Below are 23,056 nucleotides of genomic sequence, written 5' to 3'. Positions count from 1 at the left end.
CCATCTACTCTTGTGCACCGTGACCGAACGGACTCTCGTACTGATCAAGCCCGACGGCGTACAACGTCAGTTGGTCGGCGAGATACTGAGCCGCATCGAGCGCAAGGGCCTGACCATCGCCGCCTTGGAGCTCCGGAACGTCGGCGAGGAGCTGGCCCGACGCCACTACGCCGAACACGAGGGCAAGTCGTTCTTCGGGTCGCTGCTGGAGTTCATCACGTCGGGGCCGGTGGTGGCCGCCGTGGTGACAGGGCCTCGGGCGATCGCCGCGTTTCGGCAGCTCGCCGGTGGCACCGACCCGGTGGACAAGGCCACCCCCGGCACGATCAGGGGCGACTTCGGCCTGGAAACGCAGTTCAACCTCGTGCACGGCTCGGATTCGGCCGAATCGGCACACCGCGAGATCGAACTCTGGTTCCCCGACATCTAGCTCCGGGACCGCCCGTTCGCACGGCGCGGTCGAGCCTGCCCAGTGATGTGGGATACTGACTGTCGGGTGAACGTCGTCGAACTGGCGTCGGTCACCCGAATGAAGACTTCGACAAGCGCGACCATCGCCAGTCCGCGGTGCGGCGCAGCAGGTCAAGCCGTCATTCAGTACGGCGCCGAGTTGGTCCGATCCGGGCCGCTCGGGGCGAGACCATTACAAGTCCGGGAGAAGTGGCCGGATCCATAGCGAAGCCCTCGCGTGGCCGCGTCGATAGGACGACGCGCCCGGGGGCTTGAGGAGAATACGTGGTAGACGGTGCCCCATCTTCAGAATCAGCAAACGAGCCGACACAGCACGAGGAACTGCCGGACCGCCTGAGAGTCCATTCCCTCGCGCGGACGCTCGGGACCACCAGCAGGCGGGTCCTTGACGCGTTGGCCGCACTCGACGGGCGGATCCGCAGCGCCCATTCCAGCGTGGACCAGGTGGACGCGGTGCGGGTCCGCGACCTGCTGGCGGCCCAAACCGAGACGTCGGCCGCGACCACTGCCGAGGAACCCGAATCGCGGTTGATGCTCGAATCCGGCGAAGCTGACGTCGAGCGACCCCACTACATGCCGCTGTTCGTCGCGCCGCAGCCGATTCCGGAGCGGGTCGCGGTCGCCGCCGACGAGGGGTCCGGGGCTCAGGACGACTCCGACGACGACGTGGACGACGACGGTTCCGGCGAAGACGAGGAGCAGGCCGATCGCCCTGCCAACAAACGCCGCCGCCGGGGCCGGCGCGGTCGCGGACGCGGCCGCGGTGAGCAGGCGGGTCCCGACGGTCCCGCCGACAGCCAGAACGGTGACGCCGCGCCCGGTGGCGAGCAGCGTGCGGCCGACGGCGACGACTCCGATCAGGGTCAGGACTCCGACGACAACGACGACAGCGACGACGGCGACGACGAAAACGGTTCAGCCGACGGCGGCAACCGTCGGCGGCGTCGGCGGCGTCGGCGCAAGTCCACGTCCGGTGAGGACGGCGACGACGGACCGTCGCCCGACGATCCGCCGAACACCGTCGTGCACGAGCGTGCACCTCGCAACGGCGGCAGGCAGGGCCAGGACAACGGCGAGTCCGGTTCCGGCGAGATCAAAGGAATCGACGGCTCCACGCGTCTGGAAGCCAAGCGGCAGCGGCGCCGGGACGGGCGCGATGCGGGCCGCCGTCGGCCACCGGTATTGAGCGAGGCTGAGTTCCTTGCCCGGCGTGAGGCCGTCGAGCGGGTCATGGTCGTGCGCGACCGGGTCCGCACCGAGCCGCCGCACCCAGGGGCTCGCTACACCCAGATCGCGGTGCTCGAAGACGGCATCGTGGTCGAGCACTTCGTGACGTCGGCGGCGTCCGCCTCGCTGGTCGGCAACATCTATCTGGGCATCGTGCAGAACGTGCTGCCGTCGATGGAGGCGGCGTTCGTCGACATCGGCCGCGGCCGCAACGGCGTGCTCTACGCCGGCGAAGTGAATTGGGAGGCTGCCGGACTGGGCGGCGCGGACCGCAAGATCGAGCAGGCCCTCAAACCCGGCGACTACGTCGTGGTTCAGGTCAGCAAGGACCCGGTCGGACACAAGGGCGCCCGACTGACCACGCAGGTGTCGCTGGCGGGGCGCTACCTGGTCTACGTGCCCGGTGCGTCGTCGACCGGGATCAGCCGCAAGTTGCCCGACACCGAACGCCAACGCCTCAAGGAGATCCTGCGCGAGGTGGTCCCGTCCGACGCCGGCGTCATCATCCGAACCGCTTCGGAGGGCGTCAAGGAAGACGACATCCGTGGTGACGTCACCCGGCTGCAGGAACGCTGGAATCAGATCGACGCCAAGGCCGCCGAGACCAAGCAGAAAGCCGCCGGCGCCGCGGTGGCGCTCTACGAAGAACCGGACGTGCTGGTGAAGGTCATCCGGGACTTGTTCAACGAGGACTTCTCGTCGTTGATCGTGTCCGGGGACGAGGCCTGGGCCACGATCAACGAGTACGTGAATTCCGTTGCGCCCGACCTGGTTTCCAAGCTCGACAAATACGAACCCGCGGACGAGAGCGGACCGGACGTGTTCGCGGTGCACCGTATCGACGAACAGCTCGCCAAGGCGATGGACCGCAAGGTGTGGTTGCCGTCGGGCGGCACGCTGGTGATCGACCGGACCGAAGCGATGACGGTCATCGACGTCAACACCGGCAAGTTCACCGGGTCCGGGGGCAACCTGGAACAGACCGTCACCAAGAACAACCTGGAGGCCGCCGAGGAGATCGTGCGCCAGCTGAGGTTGCGCGACATCGGCGGCATCGTCGTCATCGACTTCATCGACATGGTCCTCGAGTCCAACCGTGACCTGGTGCTGCGGCGGCTGACCGAGTCCTTGGCCCGCGACCGCACCCGCCATCAGGTGTCGGAGGTGACGTCGCTGGGGCTGGTGCAGTTGACCCGTAAACGGTTGGGCACCGGCCTGATCGAGGCGTTCTCGACATCGTGTCCGAACTGCACCGGCCGCGGGATCCTGCTGCACGCCGACCCGGTCGACTCGGCTCCGGCGGCCGGGCGCAAGACGGAGTCCAGCTCCCGGCGCAACCGACGCTCGAAGAAGAACCGGTCCGACGATTCCGCCGAGAAGGCCGTCGTGGCCAAGGTCCCGACGCACGCGCCGGGTGAGCACCCGATGTTCAAAGCGATGGCCGCGTCGTCGCGTGACGACGACGAAAGTGCCGAGACCGACGAAGAGGTGACCCCCGAGGCCGACGAGGCGACCGCAGAGCGGCTTCCCGCGCAGACCGATGAGGGCGACGCTGCCCAAGACTTCGAGGACGCCGACGAGGACGCTGACGAGGACGAAGACGGGGACGAAGACACCGACGACGTGGACGAACTCGACGACGAGGACCTCGACGACGACGATGACGACGACGATGACGGCGACGAGGACGTGGACGAACTCGACGACGAGGATCTCGACGACAGCGACGAAGACGACAGCGACGACAGCGACGACAGCGATGACGTCGACGACGTCGACAGCGATGACAGCGATGACAGCGACGACGACAGCGATGACGAGGACGAAGATGACGACGTCGAGGACATCGACGTCGTACCTGATCAAGACGAGGTGATCAGCGCCGTGGCGGGCATCGATCGTGCGTCCGTCATCGTCGCACCGGCGGCGTCACGCCGGCGCCGGGCGGCGGGCAGGCCGGCGGGTCCGCCCACGCACGTCGACTAGCCGGGCCGGTTTGACCCTGTACCCGCTGGTCACGTACCCTTGGACAGTTGTCGTCAGGCCACGGGAAACGCTGGCCGGCGACAGCGGGACGCAATAGCCCGCACCAAGACCACCCACCGCGCACCGTCGTTGGCACGCGCGCGAGCACAACGCAGGCAGAAGAGGCAGGAGTACACCGATGGCGACCTACGCAATCGTCAAGACCGGCGGTAAGCAGTACAAGGTTGCCGTCGGGGACGTCGTCAAGGTCGAGAAGCTGGAGTCCGAGCCCGGCGCCCAGGTGTCGCTGCCGGTCGCGCTGGTCGTCGACGGCGCCGACGTGACCTCCGACGCCAGCGCGCTGGCCAAGGTTGCGGTCACCGGTGAGGTGCTCGAGCACACCAAGGGCCCGAAGATCCGTATCCACAAGTTCAAGAACAAGACCGGCTACCACAAGCGCCAAGGGCACCGTCAGCAGCTGACGGTTCTCAAGGTCACCGGCATCAACTAGGGGCGACAGACAATGGCACACAAGAAGGGCGCTTCCAGCTCGCGCAACGGTCGGGATTCGGCAGCTCAGCGGCTCGGTGTCAAGCGGTTCGGCGGCCAGGTCGTCAAGGCCGGCGAGATCCTGGTCCGCCAGCGCGGCACCAAGTTCCACCCCGGCGTCAACGTGGGCCGCGGCGGCGACGACACCCTGTTCGCCAAGGCGGCCGGGGCGGTCCAGTTCGGCGTCAAGGGCGGCCGCAAGACCGTGAGCATCGTCGGGCCTTCCGACTAAGCTCCGCCGTCCTTGGGCTGACCAGGGACTGTGAGAGGAATTTCGATGCCTCGATTCGTCGATCGGGTCGTCATCCACACCCGGGCGGGTTCGGGCGGCAACGGCTGCGCATCGGTGCACCGCGAGAAATTCAAGCCGCTGGGTGGCCCCGACGGCGGTAACGGCGGGCGCGGCGGCAGCGTCGTCTTCGTGGTCGACCCGCAGGTGCACACCCTGCTGGACTTCCATTTCCGCCCGCATGTCACCGCGCCGTCCGGCAAGCAGGGGATGGGCAACAATCGCGACGGCGCCGCCGGCGCGGACCTGGAAGTCAAGGTGCCCGACGGCACCGTGGTGCTGGACGAGAACGGTCGGCTGCTGGCCGACCTGGTCGGCGCCGGTACCCGGTTCGAGGCCGCCGCCGGTGGCCGCGGGGGGCTGGGCAACGCCGCGCTGGCCTCGCGCGCCCGCAAGGCGCCCGGTTTCGCGCTGCTGGGCGAGCCCGGCCAGGCGCGCGACCTGACGCTGGAACTCAAGACGGTCGCCGACGTCGGGCTGGTCGGGTTCCCCTCGGCCGGAAAGTCCTCCCTGGTGTCGGTCATCTCCGCGGCCAAGCCGAAAATCGCCGACTACCCGTTCACCACGCTGGTGCCCAACCTCGGTGTGGTCTCCGCCGGCGAGCATGCGTTCACCGTCGCCGACGTGCCGGGCCTGATCCCCGGTGCGTCCGAGGGCCGCGGTCTGGGCCTGGACTTCCTGCGGCACATCGAGCGCTGCGCGGTCCTGGTTCATGTGGTGGACTGCGCCACGGCCGAGCCGGGCCGCGACCCGATCTCCGACATCGACGCGCTGGAGGCCGAACTCGCGGCCTACACGCCCACCCTGCAGGGCGACGCGGTGCTGGGCGATCTGGCCGAGCGGCCGCGGGCGGTGGTATTGAACAAGATCGACGTGCCCGAGGCTCGCGAGATGGCCGAGTTCGTCCGCGACGAGATCGCCGAGCGCGGCTGGCCGGTGTTCCTGGTGTCGACGGCCACCCGGGAAGGCTTGCAGCCGTTGATCTTCGGGCTGTGGCAGATGGTTTCGGAGTACAACGCTGCCCGCCCCGTTGTGGTGCCGCGACGTCCGGTGATCCGTCCGATTCCGGTGGACGACAGCGGTTTCACGGTGGAACCCGACGGCCAGGGCGGCTTCCTGGTGACCGGCGCGCGACCCGAACGCTGGATCCGGCAGACCAATTTCGACAACGACGAAGCCGTCGGATATCTCGCCGACCGACTGGCCCGCCTGGGCGTGGAGGACGAACTGCTGCGCCTGGGTGCCCGCCCCGGCTGCGCGGTGACGATCGGCGAGATGACCTTCGACTGGGAGCCACAAACCCCTGCGGGCGTTGAGGTTCCGATGACCGGCCGGGGAACCGACGCACGGCTGGAACGTAACGACCGGATCGGCGCCGCCGAGCGCAAGGCGGCCCGACGGCAACGTCGCGAGAGCCCCGACGACTCGTGACCAGTCCGCACCGGGAAGCGATCCGCACCGCCCGCAGCATCGTCGTCAAGGTCGGCACCACCGCGCTGACCACCGACGCGGGCATGTTCGACGCCAGTCGACTGGCTGAACTGACCGACGCCATCGAGACGCGGATGAAGGCCGGCACCGACGTGGTCATCGTGTCCTCGGGTGCCATCGCCGCCGGTATCGAGCCGCTCGGATTATCCCGCCGCCCAAAGGATCTCGCGACCAAACAGGCCGCGGCCAGCGTCGGGCAGGTCGCGCTGGTGAACTCGTGGAGTGCGGCGTTCGCCCGGTATGACCGGACCGTCGGACAGGTGCTGCTGACCTCGCACGACATCTCGATGCGGGTGCAGCACACCAACGCCCAGCGCACCCTGGACCGGTTGCGGGCGCTGCGCGCGGTGGCGATCGTCAACGAGAACGACACCGTGGCCACCAACGAGATCCGGTTCGGCGACAACGACCGGCTTTCGGCGCTGGTGGCGCACCTGGTCGGCGCCGACGCGCTGGTCCTGCTGTCCGATATCGACGGCCTCTATGATGCGGATCCGCGAAAGTTCCCCGGCGCCAGGTTCATTGCGGAAGTGACCGGACCCGCCGATCTGGACGGTGTGGTCGCGGGGCAGAGCAGTCACCTGGGCACCGGCGGGATGGCGTCGAAGATGTCCTCGGCGCTGCTGGCCGCCGACGCCGGGTTGCCGGTGTTGCTCGCTCCGGCAACCGAAGTCGCCCGCGCGCTCACCGATGCCTCGGTGGGCACGGTGTTCGCGCCGCGGCCCGACCGGATGTCGGCGCGCCGGTTCTGGGTGCGTTATGCCGCCGAGTCCACCGGGACCCTGTCCCTGGACGCCGGCGCGGTGAGCGCCGTTGTCGGACAACGCCGTTCGCTGCTGCCCGCGGGCATCACCGCGGTGTCGGGCAAGTTCTACGGCGGCGACGTCGTCGAATTGTGCGATCCCGCAGGCGCTGTCGTGGCCCGCGGCGTGGTCGCCTACGACGCGGTCGAGCTGGCCGGCATGATCGGACGGTCCACCTCGGAATTGCCCGGGGAGTCACGCCGGCCGGTGGTGCACGCCGATGACCTGGTAGCCGTGCAACGGCATTGAGAAGTCACTGGGAAGCTTGCAAATACAGTGAGCCCCACACTATCTCGGTCAACGTCGCGGCCAGCTCCGTGTCGTACTCGGCTGGCCGGGCCGGCAGGTTCTGGTGGCAGGCCCGCTCGACCATCCAGGTCAGGGCGCTCGCGGTGGTAGTCGCGTGCAGCTGGGGCCGGATCGACCCGTCGGCCTGGCCTTCTTCGATGACCCGGGTCAGGCGCCCGATGATGTCGTCCAACAGATCCCGGTAGGCCTGCGCGGTGGCGGGGTCGTAACCGGAGACCTCGTTGAGGGCGATGAGCACGGGTTGGTGACGACGGAAGCTGGCGATGATGCCGGTTATCGCCGCGCGCGCGTCGTCGGGATTGTGCCGCCAGGCCACGTCCCACCAGCGTTCCCCGCTGCTGGTCAGGTCACTGAGGACCTGGCCGGCGAGCTGGCGCAGCAGATCGCCCTTGTCCTGGAAGTAGATGTAGAAGCTGGCGCGGGAGATGCCGGCCTCGGTCGCCAGGCGGTCCACGCTGAGCTCGGTGAAGCTGGTGCCGTCGCGCATCAGGCGTTCGGTGGCTTCCAGCAGGCGGCGTTCCATCTGTTCTTGGCGCTGCTGACGCTCCTGTTGGCGATTGCCCTGGGATCTGCGGGTAACGGCCGGCATCCGTCGAGCATAACCGAAGCGTGGACGTCTTGACTAGACAATATGTCTAGGCATATCGTCGGGCCAACGGAAGGATCGCCAACCATGAACACATCCGCGCAGACCGCCGAAGCCCGCCCGTATGACGCGGTCGACCTGTCGTCCAAAGCGTTCTGGTCGAAGACCGCCGCGGAACGAGAACGCTCCTTCGCCACCCTGCGGGCTGAACGCCCGGTCAGCTGGCAGCCACCGGTCGAGGGCGACCTGATCGAGAACCCGGCCGATCCGGGCTATTGGGCGGTCACCCGTCGGGCTGACATCGTCACGGTGAGCCGCAACAACGAGGTATTCCTGTCCGGCAAAGGCGTGATGTTCGCCGACATCCCCGAAGAACTCCTGGAAGCCTCCCAATCCTTCCTGGCGATGGATCCGCCACGGCACACCAAACTGCGCAAGCTCGTCAGCGCGGCCTTCACACCGCGACAGGTCCGCCGCATCGAAGACTCGATCCAGCACAACGCCGAGGTGATCGTCGCAGAACTGCGGGACGCGGGCAGCGGCGCGGACTTCGTCGACATCTGCGCCAAGGAATTACCGATACGCACCCTGTCGGACATGATGGGGATTCCCGACTCCGAGCGGCACCAGGTGGCGCACGCCGCCGATGCCGTGGTGTCGTGGGCCGACCCGGAGTTCCTCGACGGCCGCAACCCGCTGGAGCTGCTCGTCCAGAACCAGATCTATCTGCACCAGGTGGCCGGATCGCTGGCCGCGCAGCGGCGCGAGCAGCCCGGCGACGATCTGTTCAGCGGGCTGGTGAACGCCGAGGTGGACGGCGACCGGCTCACCGATGCGGAGGTCGCCGCATTCTTCGTCCTGTTGGCCGTGGCCGGCAATGACACCACCCGTCAGACCGCCAGCCACGCGCTGAAGGCGCTGACCGACTTCCCCGACCAAAAAGCTTGGCTACAAGCCGATTTCGAGAACCGCAACGGGACGGCGATCGAAGAGTTCATCCGATGGGCCACCCCGGTGATGACGTTCCGGCGCACCGCGGCAACGGATTTCGAGCTGGGCGGGCAGACCATCCGGGCGGGGGAGAAGGTGGCGATGTTCTACGCCTCCGGCAACTGGGATCGCGAAGTCTTCGACGAACCGGAACGTCTGGACCTCAGCCGCAGTCCCAATCCGCATGTCGGCTTCGGCGGCGGTGGTGTGCACTTCTGCCTCGGCGCCCACGTGGCACGAGCGCAACTACGGGCGCTGTTCGGCGAATTGCTCCGGCAGGTTCCCGACATCCAGGCTGGGGAGCCGTCCTTCGTGGTCGGCAATTTCATCCACGCCATCCGGCGCTTGCCCTGCACCTTCTGAATTTCCGGCGCCTGAGCGCGCCAAGAATTCGTTGAGGATCCGCATAGGCACCTCCGAAATGCTTTTCGCATCGACAACGACGCGAAAACACGGAGGACATCATGTGGGCTTTGACGACATCAAACGGCTTGCGGGTAGACAACATTCGGCACGAGACCGACGCTCGGCTGGCCGTTCGCAACCTCGGGTACCCCAGGGTCATCGGCCCCAACTCCTGGCAGGTGGTCGACAACTTCGGCCGGCAGTTCGTCGCCGAGGTCAGAAGGGCGCGCTGACCGTCAGTTCGGCGGCCAACAGGCTCAAGATCTCTGAACAGCCGCCGTCGACTTTGACCGTCGCCAGGTCGTCGCCGCGGGTGGGGCCCCGGTTGACGATCGCCACCGGCTTGCCGGCCGTTGCGGCGTGGCGCACGAATCGGTAGCCGGAGAACACGGTCAGCGACGAACCCGCGACCAACAGCGCATCGGCTTCATTCACCATCGAATAAGCCTGCGCAACAATGTTTTTAGGGACGCTCTCGCCGAAGTAGACGATGTCGGGCTTGAGCATGTCGCCGCACTTTCGACAGTCCAGATACCGGAACGACGCGGTGTCGGCGACGACGGCGTCCGCGTCGGGTGCCACCGCCAGCCCGCCAACGGCCTCGGCGCGCTCGATGAAACCCGGGTTCAGCGCTTCGAGTTCCTCGGCCAGCGCGGCGCGGCTCATGGTGTGACCGCAGCCCAGGCACACGACCTGGGCATAGCTGCCGTGCAGGTTCACCACGTTGGTGCTGCCGGCTTTGGTGTGCAACAGGTCGACGTTCTGCGTGATGACGCCGACGACCACGCCCGCCTGTTCCAACATGGCCAGGGCACGGTGGCCCGCGTTCGGGCGAGTCCCGTCCATGTGTCGCCAACCCACGTGGTTGCGCGCCCAGTACCGCTGCCGGAACACCGGGTCGGAGATGAACTGCCGGATCGTCATCGGGTTGCTGGGCGGCGAGTCGGGTCCCCGGTAGTCGGGGATGCCGGAGTCGGTGGAGAGTCCGGCGCCGGTCAGCACCGCAATCCGGCGCCCGGCCAGGGTCGCGACGAGCTCGGGGGACTCCACTTCTTCGAGGGTAAGCGTGCTGGTTCGCGCCAGATCGTTTTGCCCGCGGGGTGCGGGGGTAATTCGGCGGGAAGACCCTGCCAAGCGACAATGGACGGCGATGAGCTTCTACTCCGCATACCAGCACGGATTCGTGCGCGTCGCGGCGTGCACGCACCACACCACCATCGGCGACCCGGCGGCCAACGCCGAGTCGGTATTGGGACTGGCGCACAGCTGCCACGACGAGGGCGTCGCGCTGGCGATCTTTCCCGAGCTGACGCTGACCGGTTACTCCATCGAGGACATCCTGCTGCAGGATGCTCTGCTCGACTCCGTCGAAGCAGCGTTGCAGGAGCTGGTCGCCGCGTCGGCCGGACTGTTGCCCGTCCTGGTCGTCGGCGCGCCGCTGCGGCATCTGCACCGCATCTACAACACCGCGGTGGTCATCCACCGCGGTTCGGTGCTCGGGGTGGTGCCGAAGTCGTACCTGCCGACTTATCGGGAGTTCTACGAGCACCGCCAGATCGCTCCCGGGGACGGCGAGCGGGGCACGATCCGCATCCCCGCGCTCGACGTGGAAGTCCCGTTCGGCCCCGATCTGCTCTTCAGCGCGTCGGACCTGCCGGACTTCGTGCTGCACGTCGAGATCTGTGAGGACATGTTCGTCCCGGTGCCGCCCAGTGCCGAAGCGGCGCTGGCGGGAGCGACCGTGCTGGCCAATCTGTCCGGCAGCCCGATCACCATCGGCAGGGCCGAGGACCGCTGCCTGCTTGCCCGGTCGGCGTCGGCACGCTGTCTGGCCGCCTATGTGTACGCCGCCGCGGGCGAAGGCGAGTCGACGACGGACCTGGCTTGGGACGGTCAGACGATGATCTGGGAGAACGGTACCCAGCTGGCCTGCTCGGAGCGTTTCCCGAAGGGCGAGCGACGTTCGGTCGCCGACGTCGACACCGGATTGCTGCGTTCCGAGCGGCTCCGGATGGGCACTTTCGACGACAATCGTCGCCACCACCGGACGGCTACGGATCCGTTCCGGCGCATCGAGTTTCGGCTCGACCCGCCGGACCGTGACATCGGGCTGCTGCGCAACGTCGAGCGGTTCCCGTTCGTCCCGGCGAATCGGGAACGGTTGGAACAGGATTGCTACGAGGCCTACAACATCCAGGTGGCCGGGCTCGAGCAGCGGCTGCGCGCGCTGGACTATCCCAAAGTCATCATCGGCGTGTCCGGTGGGCTGGACTCGACGCACGCGTTGATCGTGGCGGCCAAAGCGATGGACCAGGAGGGGCGTCCACGTAGCGACATTCTGGGCTTCACCCTGCCGGGCTTCGCCACCGGCGATCACACCAAGAACAACGCGATCAAGTTGGGTGAGGCGCTGGGTATCACCTTCGAGGAGATCGACATTCGCGAGACCGCCAACCGGATGTTCGAGGAGATCGGGCATCCGTTCGCGCGCGGCGAGAAGGTGTACGACGTCACCTTCGAGAACGTCCAGGCGGGGTTACGCACCGACTACCTGTTCCGGTTGGCCAACCAGCGCGGCGGCATCGTGCTGGGCACGGGTGATCTTTCGGAGCTGGCACTGGGATGGTCGACTTACGGTGTCGGAGATCAGATGTCGCATTACAACGTCAACGGCGGGGTGCCCAAGACGCTGATTCAGCATCTGATCCGCTGGGTCATCTCCTCCGACCAGTTCGAGAAGGAAGTGACCGACGTGTTGCAGTCGGTCGTCGACACCGAGATCACCCCGGAACTGGTTCCGGCCGGTGAGGAAGAGGAACTGCAGAGCAGCGAAGCCAAAGTCGGACCCTATGCGCTGCAAGACTTCTCGTTGTTCCAGGTGTTGCGCTACGGCTTCACACCGTCGAAGATCGCCTTCCTGGCCTGGCACGCGTGGAGCGACCCGGACAGCGGCAGCTGGCCACCCGGCTTCCCGGAAGACAACCGACCGGCCTATTCGCTGAGCGACATCCGGCACTGGTTGCAGGTGTTCGTCAAACGGTTCTACTCGTTCAGCCAGTTCAAACGGTCGGCATTGCCCAACGGCCCCAAGGTTTCTCACGGCGGTTCGCTCTCCCCGCGAGGTGACTGGCGGGCGCCGTCGGACATGTCCGCGCGTATCTGGCTCGACGAGATCGAGCGCGAGATCCCGCAGGACTGATCCCGTCCCGGGCTACGGGTCTTCGTCGTCGTCGGGTATCAGCAGTTTCTCGGGGTGGTGGAAGGTGTTGATCCGTGGTTGGCCGTGGTCGAGGTGTGCTGGTGGGATCCATTCGGTGTGGCCTTGGGTGTTGGTGCGGGTGGTCCAGCCTTTTTCGGCTAGCCGGTTGTCGGGGCCACAGGCCAGGGTGAGGTCGTTGATGTCGGTGCGGCCGGTTTTGCGCCAGGCGGTGACGTGGTGGACTTCGGAGTGGTAGGCCGGGGCGTCGCAGCCGGGTCTGGTGCAGCCGAGATCTTTGGCGCAGAGCATGATCCGCTGGGCCGGTGAGGCCAAGCGTTTGGCGTGATAGAGGGCTTGGGGTTTGGCGCCGTCGAAGATCGCCAGGTAGTGGTGGGCGCCGCCGCCGGCCATGCGGATCAGATCACTCATGGGTAGGCGGGAGCCGCCGCCGGTGCGCGCCCACCCGGCGGCGGCTTCGAGTTCTGCCACGGTGGTGGTGGCGATGATGGTGACCGGCAGGCCGCGATGGCGGCCCAGTTCGCCGGAGGCCAGCAGTGCGCGTAGCCCGGCCAGCAGCGCGTCGTGCTGGCGTTGGGGTCCCGAGCGGGTATCGCGCTGCGCCTCCTCGGCGTCGGGTTCGCCGTCCACGCGTGGTGCCTCGTGTTCCGGGTTGCACATCCCCGGTGCGGCCAACTTCGTCCACGCCGCTTCGATCGCGGCCCGCAGCTCGGGGGTGACCAGCCCGCTTAGGCGCGACATGCCGTCGACACCTTGCTTGCCCAGGGTCAGGCCGCGTCGGCGGGCGCGTTCGTCGTCGCTGTAGTTGCCGTCGGGGTGCAGATAGGCCATCACTTCCTGGGCATAGGTCTGCACTTGTTCGGGGCGAAAGTGGGTGGCTTTGTCGACCAGGTCGGCTTCGGCGTCCAGGCGGGTCAGCGCATCGACCGTGTCGGGCAGATGGGCCAGGAATTTGCGGATCAAGCGGATGTGTTCATCGCCGATGAGTCCGGCGCCTTGGGCGGTCGCGGTCGCGGTGAGCAGCGGCCCCAGCGGCTCCCCGGACAGCGCCCGGCGCGCGCCGAGATCTTTGGCTTCGGCGATTGCGCCGGCCGGCTTCGGCTTGAGAGATCCGCAACCGATCCGCCAACGCACTGCGCAACTTGCCGCCCAACTCCTCCTCGGCGGCTTGGGCGGCGAGTTGGTTGATCACCGCGTGCTGGGGTGTGCGCAGTTGGCGGGCTGCCCGCTCCAGGCGCTGCAGAGCCCGCATCCGCTCCGGGGTGGTGAACACCTCAAAGGACAACGCGCACAAACGATCCACATCGGCATCGAGTGCGTCAAAGACCTCCACGATCTCTTCACGCGTGCTCGCTGCCATACCCCAAATTCTAGGGAGCGGCACCGACAACTCCCCGGCCCCGAAGACGCACCTGTGGATAAACCTGCAACTGTGGACAAATCAACTTGGCCCGACCCGACACGACGCCGAAGTGCTTGCCGCACAGCGCATTCCTCGGACACGCTGCCTACGACGACTACTCGGCTTCGCATACTGGCGCACCTGCGCCGCATCACCTTTCGGTGAAAACACGGACACGGCCCGGCGTCACTTTGCTCCGACAGCCGATAACTATGGGCGTGCGAGCTAGTGTGCTGCGTGATCGGGAAGGGAAGCCGATTGACGTCGGGTGAGCCAACAAAGGAAACGCCGGAGAGCGGCAGTGCTCCGGCCAGAAGGCGCGCCGGTCGCTTCCTGTCCCGGATACGCTTCCGGGTGAGCATCCAGTCCAAGATCCTGGTGGCGCTGTTGCTTTCGTCTATTTTGTCGGTCGCGGTCATCGGCCTCATCGGGGGGCTTTCCGGTCGCAGCGCTCTGCGCGAAGTCGAATCCGAGCGACTGATCGAACTGCGCGAATCCCAGAAGCGCCAGATCGAGGCATTGTTTGCCGAAGTGACGAACTCGCTGGACGTCTACAGCGGCGGCTTCAGCGTCAGCCAGGCTGTCATCGCGCTCACCGCCGGGTTCAACCAGCTGGCTACGTCGACCATCACGCCGGCGCAGCAGCAAGCGATCACCAACTACTACGACAACCAGATGATCAAACCGATCAAGCAGGTGACGGGCGAAGAGATCGATCTCAATGCGGTTCTGCCGAACACCAACGCGCAGAAGTACCTTCAAGCCCATTACACCGCCGTCCAGGTTCCGAACTTCGAGCCGCCACTGGACGCCGGTGACGGCAGCGCGTGGTCGGCAGCCAATGTCCGCTACGACTTCTACATGCGCGACATCGTCAACCGATTCGACTATCGGGATGCGCTGCTGTTCGACATGGACGGCAATGTCGTCTACTCCGTCAAGAAGGGCCCAGACCTCGGCACCAACATCCTGACCGGTCCTTACCGCGAATCCAACCTACGCGATGCATATCGAAAAGCACTGCGCGCCAACGACGTCGAATATGTATGGATAACCGACTTCCAGGCTTACCAGCCGGCATTGGGAGCTCCGACGGCGTGGGCGGTCTCGCCGATCGGCATCGACGGCAAGGTCGACGGGGTCATGGCTTTGCCGCTGCCGATTGCCAAGATCAACAAGATCATGACCGCCGACAAAAAATGGCAATCCGCCGGCATGGGTCCCGCGACCGAGACGTATCTGACCGGCACGGACGACTTGATGCGCTCGGACTCAAGGATTTTCCTGGAAGACCCGAAGGCATACCGCCGCGAGATCATTGCCGCGGGGACCTCGTCGGAAATCCCGGATCGGGCGATGAAGCTGGGCGGCACCACATTGGTGCAGCCGATCAAGAGCGCCGGCGCGCGTGCCGCGCTACGTGGTGAAACCGGCGTCATGGTCGGCACTGACTACACCGGTAACCAAGAGTTGGAAGCGTTCGCGCCGCTGGACATCCCCAACTCCGATCTGCACTGGGCGATTCTGGCCACCCGCGACGATTCTGATGCGTTCGCGCGGTTGGGCCGGTTCAGCAAGACGCTGGCGGTCGCGGTCACCGCGATGATCTTCGTCATCAGTGTGGCTTCGATGCTGATCGCACAGGCCGCCGTTCGGCCGTTGCGGCGCCTGGAAGAAGGCACGCAAAAAATCAGCTCCGGCGACTACGAAGTCAACATCCCGATCACCTCCCGCGACGAAATCGCGGACCTCACTGGCGCTTTCAACGAGATGAGCCGAAACCTGGCGATTAAAGAGGAGCTGCTCAACGAGCAACGCAGAGAGAATGACCGGTTACTGCTGGCCCTGATGCCGGAGTCGGTGGTCCAGCGCTATCGCGAAGGCGGGGCCACGGTCGCGCAGATGCACCAGGATGTCGCCATTGTCTTCGCCGATATCGTCGGGGTAGACGAGATTTCCAACGAGTTGTCCGGACAGGAACTGGTCGAGATCGTCGACGATCTGTTCCGTCAGTTCGACGCGGCCGCCGAAGCTCGTGGCGTGGAACGGATCCGGACGTTCCACAACGGCTATCTCGCCAGTTGCGGCGTGATCACACCGCGACTCGACAGCATCCACCGCAGCATCGAGTTCGCGCTCGAAATGCGTCGCATCATCGATCGTTTCAACAACAAGAGCAGACACGTCCTCGGTCTGCGGGTCGGCATCAACACCGGAAACGTCGTCAGCGGGCTGGTCGGCCAGTCCGGCCTCGTCTACGACATGTGGGGCGCGGCAGTCAGCCTCGCCTACCAAATGCACAGCGGCGCACCACAACCGGGCATCTACGTCGCGGCGCAAGTGTACGAGGCGATGCGTGACACCCGCAATTTCACACCGGCGGGAACCATCCTGGTCGGCGGCGCCGAACAAACCATCTACCGGTTGGTGGAGCGGCAATGAACCCGCTGCACTCCTCGTGGTTCTACTGGGCTCTCGCGGTGGCGATCGGGTTCCCGGTCGGCCTGATCCTGTTGACCGAACTGCAGCATTCACTCGTCCGGCGCCGGAGCCGCCTGGCCCGGCAGGTCAGCATGCTGCGCAACTGGCTGCTGCCGCTCGGAGCGCTGTTGCTGCTGCTGGTCAAGGCATCACAGGTCCCGGCCGGTGACGTCCCGGTGCGCCTGCTCACGACCGTCTTCGGCTTCTTGGTCCTGGTGCTGTTGCTGTCCGGACTGAATGCGACGGTCTTCGAGGGGGCTCCCGAAGAAAGCTGGCGCAAACGGGTTCCGGCGATCTTCCTCGACGTCGGCCGCTTCGCGCTGATCGGTGTCGGGCTCGCGGTGATCTTGTCCTACATCTGGGGCGTTCGCGTCGGTGGGGTGTTCACCGCCCTGGGTATCACGTCGGTGGTCATCGGCCTGATGTTGCAGAACTCCGTCGGCCAGATCGTCTCGGGTCTGTTCATGCTCTTCGAGCAACCCTTCCGGATCAACGACTGGCTGGACACCCAGACGGCCCGGGGACGCGTCATCGAGGTGAACTGGCGAGCGGTGCACATCCAGACCGGTAGCGGACTTCGGATCACGCCGAACTCGGTGCTGGCCGCCACAGCGTTCACCAACCTCAGCCGCCCGGCGGGCCCGCACAAGTGCACGATCACCACGACGTTCGCCGTCGAGGATCCGCCCGACAAAGTGTGCGCGATGCTGTCGACGGTGGCCGCCGCGCTGCCGCTGATGCAGCCCGGCAGCACGCCGGACTCGGTCGCGCTGGGTGGCGGTGAGTACCGGACGACGATCAGGGTCAACTCGCCCGCCGACGAAGGAGCCACGCAATCGACGTTCCTGCGTTGGATCTGGTACGCGGCCCGTCGGGAAAAGCTCCACCTGGACGGCGCCCAAGACGACTTTTCGACGCCAGAACGGGTGACGGAGGCGTTGCGCACCGTGGTTGCGGACGAACTGCGACTCACTCTTGTCGACCAGCAGTTCCTCGCCCCGTACGCCAGGATCGTTCGGTACGGCGCCGACGAAGTCGTGCAGTATCCCGGGTCGGTCCCCACGGTGATGACGTTCCTGGTCGCCGGCAGCGTCCGACTGGTCGTGACCGACGAGGACGGGGTCATGGTGCCGTTCTCGACCCTGGACGAGGGATCGTTCATCGGCATCACCGCGCTGACTCGGCAACCCAACGTCGCCGGTGCCTACGCCCTCGAGGAAGTGACCGCCCTGGAGATCGACCGCGAACATGTGGAAAAAATCGTGATGAACAAGCCGACGCTGCTACAGGATCTGGGTCGGCTCATCGATGAGCGGCAACGGAAGGCTCGGCGGGTGACCCGCCACGAGGCGGTGAGTTGACCCCGCCCGGTGGGGTGCCGGCAGATCGGCAAAGCGCAGATGACTCCCCGCGAGCCAGTCCACCGGCCCACGTTTGGACTTTTTCCACGAAAACCGTCGCGGTAGACAAGCCGTTGGAGTTACCGTTTGCCACATGGGTCGGCGACCAAGTCGCATGACCTGCTGTACGGGCTTCTATCCGAGCGGAGTTTGTTTGCCATGGTCCAATTCACCCGCGGGGCGAGAGTGTTCGTGACGGTCGCGGTTCTCGGTTGTGGAGCCGCCGTACCGGGGGTTGCGTCGGCCGCGCCAAGCAAATTGATGGGGATGCTGCCCGAGGGTTTCTCGTCGAGTAACTGCGAGGCGCAGACATCGACAGGACTCGCGGTCGAGAAGGTGAACTGCGACCAAAGCACCGTCGCAGGCGGTCCGACCGCGGCTTCGTTCGCGCTATACCGAAGCGTCGACGACCTGGCGACGGGGTTCAGCAGCGCCAAGATCGATCTGGCATCGAGTTGTCCGGGTGATCAGCAGTCGCCGGGGCCGTGGACCAGCCAAGGTCAAGTCGGCGGGCAGGTCGAGTGCGGGACCGTCGTCGCCGGCAACGGCAAGGTCTCTGTCGTGGCCTGGTCGGACAACGCCAAGCTGCGGGCCGCCGCGGTCCAGGGCAACGACATCAGCAGCCTCTACCAATGGTGGAAGACCAAGTCCGGCTGAGCTGACCCGACCCGACTGAGCAGCGCTAAGCCCGATATCCTGGGCTGATGAGTCTGCCAGCTCCGGCGATGCCCGATCTGCGTCAAGAGGTGCACGACGCCGCTCGGCGTGCCCGGGTCGCCGCTCGCGTCCTGGCCGTGACGCCCACCGCGGTTAAGAACCGCGCACTGCACGCCGCCGCCGACGAGGTACTGGCCCACGTCGACCAGATTCTGGCCGCCAACTCCGAAGACCTGAACGCCGCGCGGGAAGCCGGCACTCCTGCCGCCATGCTCGACCGGCTGGCGCTGAACCCGCAGCGGGTCGACGGCATCGCTGCCGGGCTGCGGCAGGTGGCGGGTCTGCCCGATCCGGTTGGTGAGGTGCTGCGCGGGTCGACGCTGCCCAACGGTCTGCAACTGCGCCAGCAGCGGGTTCCGCTCGGCGTGGTCGGAATGATCTACGAGGGCCGTCCCAACGTCACCGTCGACGCCTTCGGGTTGACGCTCAAGTCCGGCAACGCCGCGCTGCTGCGTGGCAGCTCGTCAGCCGCCAAGTCCAACGAGGCACTGGTCTCGGTCCTGCGCGGCGCCCTGGTCGCTCAGGACCTGCCCGCGGACGCCGTCCAGCTGTTGTCATCGGCCGACCGCGCCACCGTCACCCACCTGATCCAGGCGCGTGGCCTGGTGGACGTGGCGATCCCGCGCGGGGGAGCGGGACTGATCGAGGCGGTGGTACGCGACGCACAGATCCCGACCATCGAGACCGGGGTCGGCAACTGTCACGTCTATGTGCACGAAGCCGCCGACCTCGACGTGGCCGAGCGGATCCTGCTGAACTCCAAGACCCGCCGGCCGTCCGTCTGCAACGCCGCGGAGACCCTGCTGGTGGACGCCGCGATCGCCGAGCATGCGCTGCCGCGACTGCTGAATGCGTTGCAGAATGCGGGCGTCGCCGTCCATCTCGACGCCGACGACGACGACCTGCGCCGCGAATACCTGGCGATGGACATCGCGGTGGCGGTGGTCGACGGCGTCGACGGCGCCATCGCGCACATCGACGAGTTCGGCACCGGGCACACCGAAGCCATTGTGACCACGAATCTTGCTGCTGCACAGCGCTTTACCGCGCAGGTTGATGCGGCCGCGGTGATGGTGAACGCGTCGACCGCGTTCACCGACGGCGAGCAGTTCGGTTTCGGCGCCGAAATCGGCATCTCCACCCAGAAGTTGCACGCCCGCGGCCCGATGGGGCTGCCGGAACTGACCTCGACCAAGTGGATCGTGTGGGGTGACGGCCACACCCGTCCGGCCTGAACTGTATTTTTTCGAAGGAGACCTCCGATGAGCGTGCCCGCGCGCCCCGTGCCGTTGTTCGCCGACATCGCCGACGTCTCGCGGCGGCTCGCCGAGACCGGCTACCTGCCCGACACCGCCACCGCCACGGCGGTGTTCCTGGCCGACCGACTGGGCAAGCCGTTGCTGGTCGAAGGGCCGGCAGGCGTCGGCAAGACCGAATTGGCCCGCGCGATCGCTCAGGCCACCGATTCCGGTCTGGTCCGGTTGCAGTGCTACGAGGGCGTCGACGAGGCCCGAGCGCTCTACGAGTGGAACCACGCCAAGCAGATCCTGCGGATCCAGGCCGGATCGGGCGACTGGGAAGCGACCAAGGACGACGTGTTCAGTGAGGAATTCCTGCTGCAGCGCCCGCTGCTGACCGCGATCCGGCGCACCGAGCCGACCGTGCTGTTGATCGACGAAACCGACAAGGCCGACATCGAAATCGAGGGCCTGCTGCTGGAGGTGCTCTCCGACTTCGCAGTCACCGTCCCAGAACTCGGCACGATCACCGCGACCCGGACACCGTTGGTGGTGCTGACTTCCAATGCCACCCGCGAGCTGTCCGAGGCGCTCAAACGTCGTTGTCTGTTCCTGCACATCGACTTTCCGTCGCCAGATCTCGAACGGCGGATCCTGTTGTCCCGGGTGCCGGAGTTGCCGGAGCATCTGGCCGAGGAACTGGTGCGCATCATCGGGGTGCTGCGCGGCATGCAACTCAAGAAGGTGCCGTCGATCGCCGAGACCATCGACTGGGGACGGACGTTGCTCGCCCTGGGGCTGGACACCATAGACGACGCGGTCGTCGCCCAAACGCTCGGCGTCGTTCTCAAACATCAGTCCGACCAGCAGCGTGCGGCCGGAGAACTAAGGCTCAACTGATGGCCACCCGACGCATCCGACCCAGCCGGCCGCTCGCCCCGCACGGGCTGCCCGGACATCTGGTCGGGTTCGTGGAAGCGCTTCGCGGCAGCGGGATTTCGGTCGGTCCGTCGGAGACGGTGGACGCCGGGCGGGTGATGGCCACGCTGGGTTTGGGCGATCGCATGGTGCTGCGCGAGGGCCTGGCGTGCGCGGTGTTGCGGCGGCCGGAGCACCGGGACACCTACGACGCGATGTTCGACCTGTGGTTTCCCGCCGCGCTGGGTGCCCGCGCCGTCGTCATCGACGGTGACGGCGCCGAGGACCCCGACTCGCTGCCGCCCGACGACGTCGAGGCGATGCGCCAGATGCTGCTCGATTTGCTCACCGATAATCCCGAGCTCGCCGACATGGACGAGCGCCTCGTGCAGATGATCGCCCGGATCGTCGAGGCGTACGGGAAATACAGTTCCAGCCGCGGCCCGTCGTTCTCGTCGTATCAGGCACTCAAGGCGATGGCGCTGGACGAACTCGAAGGCAAGCTGCTGGCCGGGCTGCTCGCCCCGTACGGCGACGAGCCCACACCGACTCAAGAGCAGATCGCCAAAGCACTTGCCGCGCAACGTATCACACAGTTGCGCAAGATGGTGGATGCCGAGACCAAGCGACGCACTGCCGAGCAACTCGGCCGTGAGCATGTCCAGATGTACGGCATTCCACAGCTTTCGGAGAACGTCGAGTTCCTGCGCGCCTCCGGCGATCAACTACGCCAGATGCGCCGCGTGGTCGCTCCGCTGGCGCGCACGCTGGCCACTCGGTTGGCCGCCCGCCGGCGCCGGTCCCGCGCCGGATCGATCGACCTGCGCAAGACGTTGCGCAAGTCCATGTCCACCGGCGGCGTGCCGATCGACGTCGTACTGAAGAAGCCCCGCCCGGCCCGCCCGGAGTTGGTGGTGCTCTGCGATGTGTCCGGTTCGGTCGCCGGGTTCAGTCACTTCACCTTGCTGCTGGTTCACGCTCTACGGCAACAGTTTTCGCGGGTAAGGGTGTTCGCCTTCATCGACACCACCGACGAGGTGACCCACATGTTCGGCCCCGAAGCCGACCTGGCGGTGGCGATTCAGCGGATCACCCGCGAAGCGGGCGTGTACGCCCGCGACGGCCACTCCGATTACGGCAACGCGTTCATCACGTTCCAGCAGGCGAACCCGAATGTGCTGTCACCGCGCAGCTCGCTGCTGATTCTGGGCGACGGGCGCACCAACTACCGCAACCCGGCCGTCGACGTGCTCGACGACATGGTGACCGCCGCGCGGCATGCGCACTGGCTCAATCCTGAACCTAAACACCTGTGGGGCAGCGGTGATTCGGCGGTGCCGCGCTATCAGGACGTGATCACCATGCACGAATGCCGGTCGGCCAAACAGCTGGCCGCGGTGATCGATCAGCTGCTGCCGGTTTAGCGGCCGCCGTCGGCCCTCAGTGTGAATTTCCCGACGCGTAGTCGGCGAGTCGCGTCGTGAGATTCACACTCGGCAATTGAGGCGGCAATTGACCCGGCAATTGAGCGCCAGGTGCGTCGAGCGTCACGCTAGCGTGACACTCGACGCCGAGCGTCACGCTAGCGTGACAGTCAGCGGGTCTTGCGGAAGACCAGCCAGCGCATCTCGATCGGGCTGTCCTCGCGTTCGACCGGGAACACGTCGAGACCGCTGACCCACGCGGCGTACCAACTGGTCTGCGGCCACGCGCCGGGCGGCAGGTGGGCCTGCTCGTACTCGTACACCGAATCGTCGGAGACCAGTTCCAGCGGTAGTCCGGCCGACGCGTCGGACACCTCTTGCCGCGAGAACATGCCGGTGTACGCCTGCTGGCCGAACTCGCGTGCGGCGTCGTCGATTTCGTAGCCGTGCCGCGGCAGGAAGGTGTTGAACACCAGTCGTGCGCCGGGCGCCAGGCAGTGCGCGGCCAATTCGAACAGGCCACGCAATTGGTCGGTGGTGCGGAAGTCTGGCACCACTTCGGACAGCAGGATCAGCTGGTAGTCCTGGCGCAGGTCGTCTTTGGTCTCGAAGACGTTGCGCACGATGATCCGCACATCGAGCCCGTCGCGCTGCGCCTCAGACCGGATGATCTCGGCGAATTTCGGGGTGAGCTCCACCACGTCGACGGGATGACCGCGGCGCGCGAGCGGCAGCGCGTTTCGACCGGTGCCGGCGCCGATGTCGAGTACCCGGTATGTGGTGGGGTCGGCGGCTTCGTTCGCCAATGCCCACACGCGGGCGTCGGGCTGGGTGCCGAACAGCGGTGGTTCGCGAGTGGCGACCCAGTTCTCGTACGACTCGGCCACGGTGAACCAGCGGGCATTGACCTGGTAGTGCAGGGTCGGGCCGACGGGGGCGTTGTAGGAGATGACGATATTGGAGCGTTGGGATATGGAGTACGCCTCTGCGAGTTGGCCTTCCAGGACCTTGCGCAGGTGCGCGAGTTCCTCGTCGTTGAACTGCCGGCCGACGCTGGCGAAGATGTTGCTGCACATCTCCACGTAATGGTCGAGCATGCTGGGTACGGCCGGAAGCGAGATCTCCCCGGTGACCACCGAGCGGCTGAAGAAACGCCGGGCCATGGCGTCCTTCC

19 protein-coding genes and 1 pseudogene are annotated in these 23,056 nt (G+C 66.4%); 15 read left to right on the top strand and 5 right to left on the bottom strand.

Translation table 11 applies throughout. The features are described 5' to 3' along the window. Positions 1-19: 19 nt before the first annotated feature. From ndk to proB, 6 genes are all read left to right on the top strand, one after another. A complete protein-coding gene (gene ndk / locus AC5Y4D_RS15545) occupies positions 20-430 on the top strand; it encodes a nucleoside-diphosphate kinase (protein WP_499946459.1) in 411 nt (136 codons plus the stop codon). A gap of 305 nt (positions 431-735) precedes the next feature. Next, a complete protein-coding gene (gene rne / locus AC5Y4D_RS15540) occupies positions 736-3,684 on the top strand; it encodes a ribonuclease E (protein ID WP_500037567.1) in 2,949 nt (982 codons plus the stop codon). A 178-nt stretch (positions 3,685-3,862) separates the two neighbouring features. Next, positions 3,863-4,174 carry a 50S ribosomal protein L21 gene (rplU, locus tag AC5Y4D_RS15535; RefSeq protein ID WP_499946457.1) on the top strand — a complete coding sequence of 104 codons (312 nt, stop codon included), beginning with the start codon at positions 3,863-3,865 and terminating at the stop codon, positions 4,172-4,174. Between the two features lie 12 nt (positions 4,175-4,186). Next, positions 4,187-4,444, top strand: coding sequence for a 50S ribosomal protein L27 (rpmA, locus tag AC5Y4D_RS15530; protein WP_499946456.1), 258 nt, complete (start codon positions 4,187-4,189; stop codon positions 4,442-4,444). A gap of 45 nt (positions 4,445-4,489) precedes the next feature. Continuing rightward, on the top strand, positions 4,490-5,932 hold the full coding sequence (gene obgE / locus AC5Y4D_RS15525; RefSeq protein ID WP_499946455.1) for a GTPase ObgE: 1,443 nt from the start codon (positions 4,490-4,492) through the stop codon (positions 5,930-5,932). Beyond that, complete coding sequence (proB, locus tag AC5Y4D_RS15520) at positions 5,929-7,044, top strand: glutamate 5-kinase (protein WP_499946454.1); 1,116 nt, start codon at positions 5,929-5,931, stop codon at positions 7,042-7,044. The genes obgE and proB overlap by 4 nt, the downstream gene beginning before the upstream one ends. Before the next feature lie 4 nt (positions 7,045-7,048). Here the strand turns inward: proB and AC5Y4D_RS15515 are convergent, their stop codons facing one another. Then, positions 7,049-7,693: a TetR/AcrR family transcriptional regulator gene (locus AC5Y4D_RS15515; RefSeq protein ID WP_499946453.1), complete on the bottom strand. Its 645-nt coding sequence runs from the start codon at positions 7,691-7,693 to the stop codon at positions 7,049-7,051. An 84-nt stretch (positions 7,694-7,777) separates the two neighbouring features. Here AC5Y4D_RS15515 and AC5Y4D_RS15510 point away from each other — a divergent pair, with 84 nt between their 5' ends. Next, the gene (locus tag AC5Y4D_RS15510) at positions 7,778-9,043 is read left to right on the top strand and encodes a cytochrome P450 (RefSeq protein ID WP_499946452.1); all 1,266 of its coding nucleotides are present in this window, start codon (positions 7,778-7,780) and stop codon (positions 9,041-9,043) included. Between the two features lie 110 nt (positions 9,044-9,153). Further along, positions 9,154-9,318 (top strand): hypothetical protein, encoded by a 165-nt coding sequence (locus AC5Y4D_RS15505; protein ID WP_499946451.1) that lies wholly within the window; start codon positions 9,154-9,156, stop codon positions 9,316-9,318. On the opposite strand, the gene AC5Y4D_RS15500 is transcribed toward AC5Y4D_RS15505, so the two are convergent. Continuing rightward, positions 9,302-10,135, bottom strand: coding sequence for an NAD-dependent protein deacetylase (locus AC5Y4D_RS15500; RefSeq protein ID WP_499946450.1), 834 nt, complete (start codon positions 10,133-10,135; stop codon positions 9,302-9,304). The genes AC5Y4D_RS15505 and AC5Y4D_RS15500 overlap by 17 nt on opposite strands. A 100-nt stretch (positions 10,136-10,235) precedes the next feature. Between AC5Y4D_RS15500 and AC5Y4D_RS15495 the strand changes: the two genes are divergently transcribed. Beyond that, positions 10,236-12,284 (top strand): NAD(+) synthase, encoded by a 2,049-nt coding sequence (locus AC5Y4D_RS15495; protein WP_499946449.1) that lies wholly within the window; start codon positions 10,236-10,238, stop codon positions 12,282-12,284. Positions 12,285-12,296: 12 nt separating this feature from the next. Here the strand turns inward: AC5Y4D_RS15495 and AC5Y4D_RS15490 are convergent, their stop codons facing one another. Beyond that, on the bottom strand, positions 12,297-12,593 hold the full coding sequence (locus AC5Y4D_RS15490; protein WP_500037573.1) for an HNH endonuclease signature motif containing protein: 297 nt from the start codon (positions 12,591-12,593) through the stop codon (positions 12,297-12,299). Between the two features lie 42 nt (positions 12,594-12,635). Continuing rightward, positions 12,636-13,554: pseudogene (locus AC5Y4D_RS15485) on the bottom strand (13E12 repeat family protein); the annotation flags it as partial. A gap of 408 nt (positions 13,555-13,962) precedes the next feature. Here AC5Y4D_RS15485 and AC5Y4D_RS15480 point away from each other — a divergent pair. The 6 genes from AC5Y4D_RS15480 to AC5Y4D_RS15455 all read left to right on the top strand — a co-directional run bounded on the left by AC5Y4D_RS15480 (position 13,963) and on the right by AC5Y4D_RS15455 (position 21,882). Next, complete coding sequence (locus AC5Y4D_RS15480; protein WP_500037566.1) at positions 13,963-16,146, top strand: adenylate/guanylate cyclase domain-containing protein; 2,184 nt, start codon at positions 13,963-13,965, stop codon at positions 16,144-16,146. Continuing rightward, positions 16,143-17,546: a mechanosensitive ion channel domain-containing protein gene (locus AC5Y4D_RS15475; RefSeq protein WP_500037565.1), complete on the top strand. Its 1,404-nt coding sequence runs from the start codon at positions 16,143-16,145 to the stop codon at positions 17,544-17,546. The genes AC5Y4D_RS15480 and AC5Y4D_RS15475 overlap by 4 nt, the downstream gene beginning before the upstream one ends. Before the next feature lie 306 nt (positions 17,547-17,852). Beyond that, positions 17,853-18,242 (top strand): hypothetical protein, encoded by a 390-nt coding sequence (locus tag AC5Y4D_RS15470; protein ID WP_500037564.1) that lies wholly within the window; start codon positions 17,853-17,855, stop codon positions 18,240-18,242. Positions 18,243-18,289: 47 nt separating this feature from the next. Next, complete coding sequence (locus AC5Y4D_RS15465) at positions 18,290-19,537, top strand: glutamate-5-semialdehyde dehydrogenase (protein ID WP_499945158.1); 1,248 nt, start codon at positions 18,290-18,292, stop codon at positions 19,535-19,537. A 27-nt stretch (positions 19,538-19,564) separates the two neighbouring features. Further along, entirely contained in the window at positions 19,565-20,440 is an 876-nt protein-coding gene (locus AC5Y4D_RS15460; RefSeq protein ID WP_499945159.1) for an AAA family ATPase, read from the top strand. Then, the gene (locus AC5Y4D_RS15455; RefSeq protein WP_499945160.1) at positions 20,440-21,882 is read left to right on the top strand and encodes a vWA domain-containing protein; all 1,443 of its coding nucleotides are present in this window, start codon (positions 20,440-20,442) and stop codon (positions 21,880-21,882) included. The genes AC5Y4D_RS15460 and AC5Y4D_RS15455 overlap by 1 nt, the downstream gene beginning before the upstream one ends. Positions 21,883-22,052: 170 nt before the next feature. Here the strand turns inward: AC5Y4D_RS15455 and AC5Y4D_RS15450 are convergent, their stop codons facing one another. Beyond that, positions 22,053-23,045: a class I SAM-dependent methyltransferase gene (locus AC5Y4D_RS15450; RefSeq protein WP_499945280.1), complete on the bottom strand. Its 993-nt coding sequence runs from the start codon at positions 23,043-23,045 to the stop codon at positions 22,053-22,055. Positions 23,046-23,056: the final 11 nt, after the last annotated feature.

The sequence above is a fragment of the Mycobacterium sp. NGS67 genome (genome assembly GCF_059812185.1).
Note: the sequence above shows the minus strand (reverse complement) of the source record. Positions and strands in the feature narration are given on the sequence as shown.

Excerpts from the sequence above, each read along its gene's own strand:
- AC5Y4D_RS15510 (WP_499946452.1), top strand. The coding sequence starts at position 7,778 with ATGAACACATCCGCGCAGACCGCCGAAGCCCGCCCGTATGACGCGGTC.
- AC5Y4D_RS15490 (WP_500037573.1), bottom strand. The coding sequence starts at position 12,593 with ATGCTCTGCGCCAAAGATCTCGGCTGCACCAGACCCGGCTGCGACGCC.
- AC5Y4D_RS15495 (WP_499946449.1), top strand. The coding sequence starts at position 10,236 with ATGAGCTTCTACTCCGCATACCAGCACGGATTCGTGCGCGTCGCGGCG.
- rplU (WP_499946457.1), top strand. The coding sequence starts at position 3,863 with ATGGCGACCTACGCAATCGTCAAGACCGGCGGTAAGCAGTACAAGGTT.
- AC5Y4D_RS15470 (WP_500037564.1), top strand. The coding sequence starts at position 17,853 with ATGCTGCCCGAGGGTTTCTCGTCGAGTAACTGCGAGGCGCAGACATCG.
- AC5Y4D_RS15455 (WP_499945160.1), top strand. The coding sequence starts at position 20,440 with ATGGCCACCCGACGCATCCGACCCAGCCGGCCGCTCGCCCCGCACGGG.
- AC5Y4D_RS15450 (WP_499945280.1), bottom strand. The coding sequence starts at position 23,045 with ATGGCCCGGCGTTTCTTCAGCCGCTCGGTGGTCACCGGGGAGATCTCG.
- AC5Y4D_RS15465 (WP_499945158.1), top strand. The coding sequence starts at position 18,290 with ATGAGTCTGCCAGCTCCGGCGATGCCCGATCTGCGTCAAGAGGTGCAC.
- AC5Y4D_RS15515 (WP_499946453.1), bottom strand. The coding sequence starts at position 7,693 with ATGCCGGCCGTTACCCGCAGATCCCAGGGCAATCGCCAACAGGAGCGT.
- AC5Y4D_RS15475 (WP_500037565.1), top strand. The coding sequence starts at position 16,143 with ATGAACCCGCTGCACTCCTCGTGGTTCTACTGGGCTCTCGCGGTGGCG.
- AC5Y4D_RS15460 (WP_499945159.1), top strand. The coding sequence starts at position 19,565 with ATGAGCGTGCCCGCGCGCCCCGTGCCGTTGTTCGCCGACATCGCCGAC.
- rpmA (WP_499946456.1), top strand. The coding sequence starts at position 4,187 with ATGGCACACAAGAAGGGCGCTTCCAGCTCGCGCAACGGTCGGGATTCG.
- obgE (WP_499946455.1), top strand. The coding sequence starts at position 4,490 with ATGCCTCGATTCGTCGATCGGGTCGTCATCCACACCCGGGCGGGTTCG.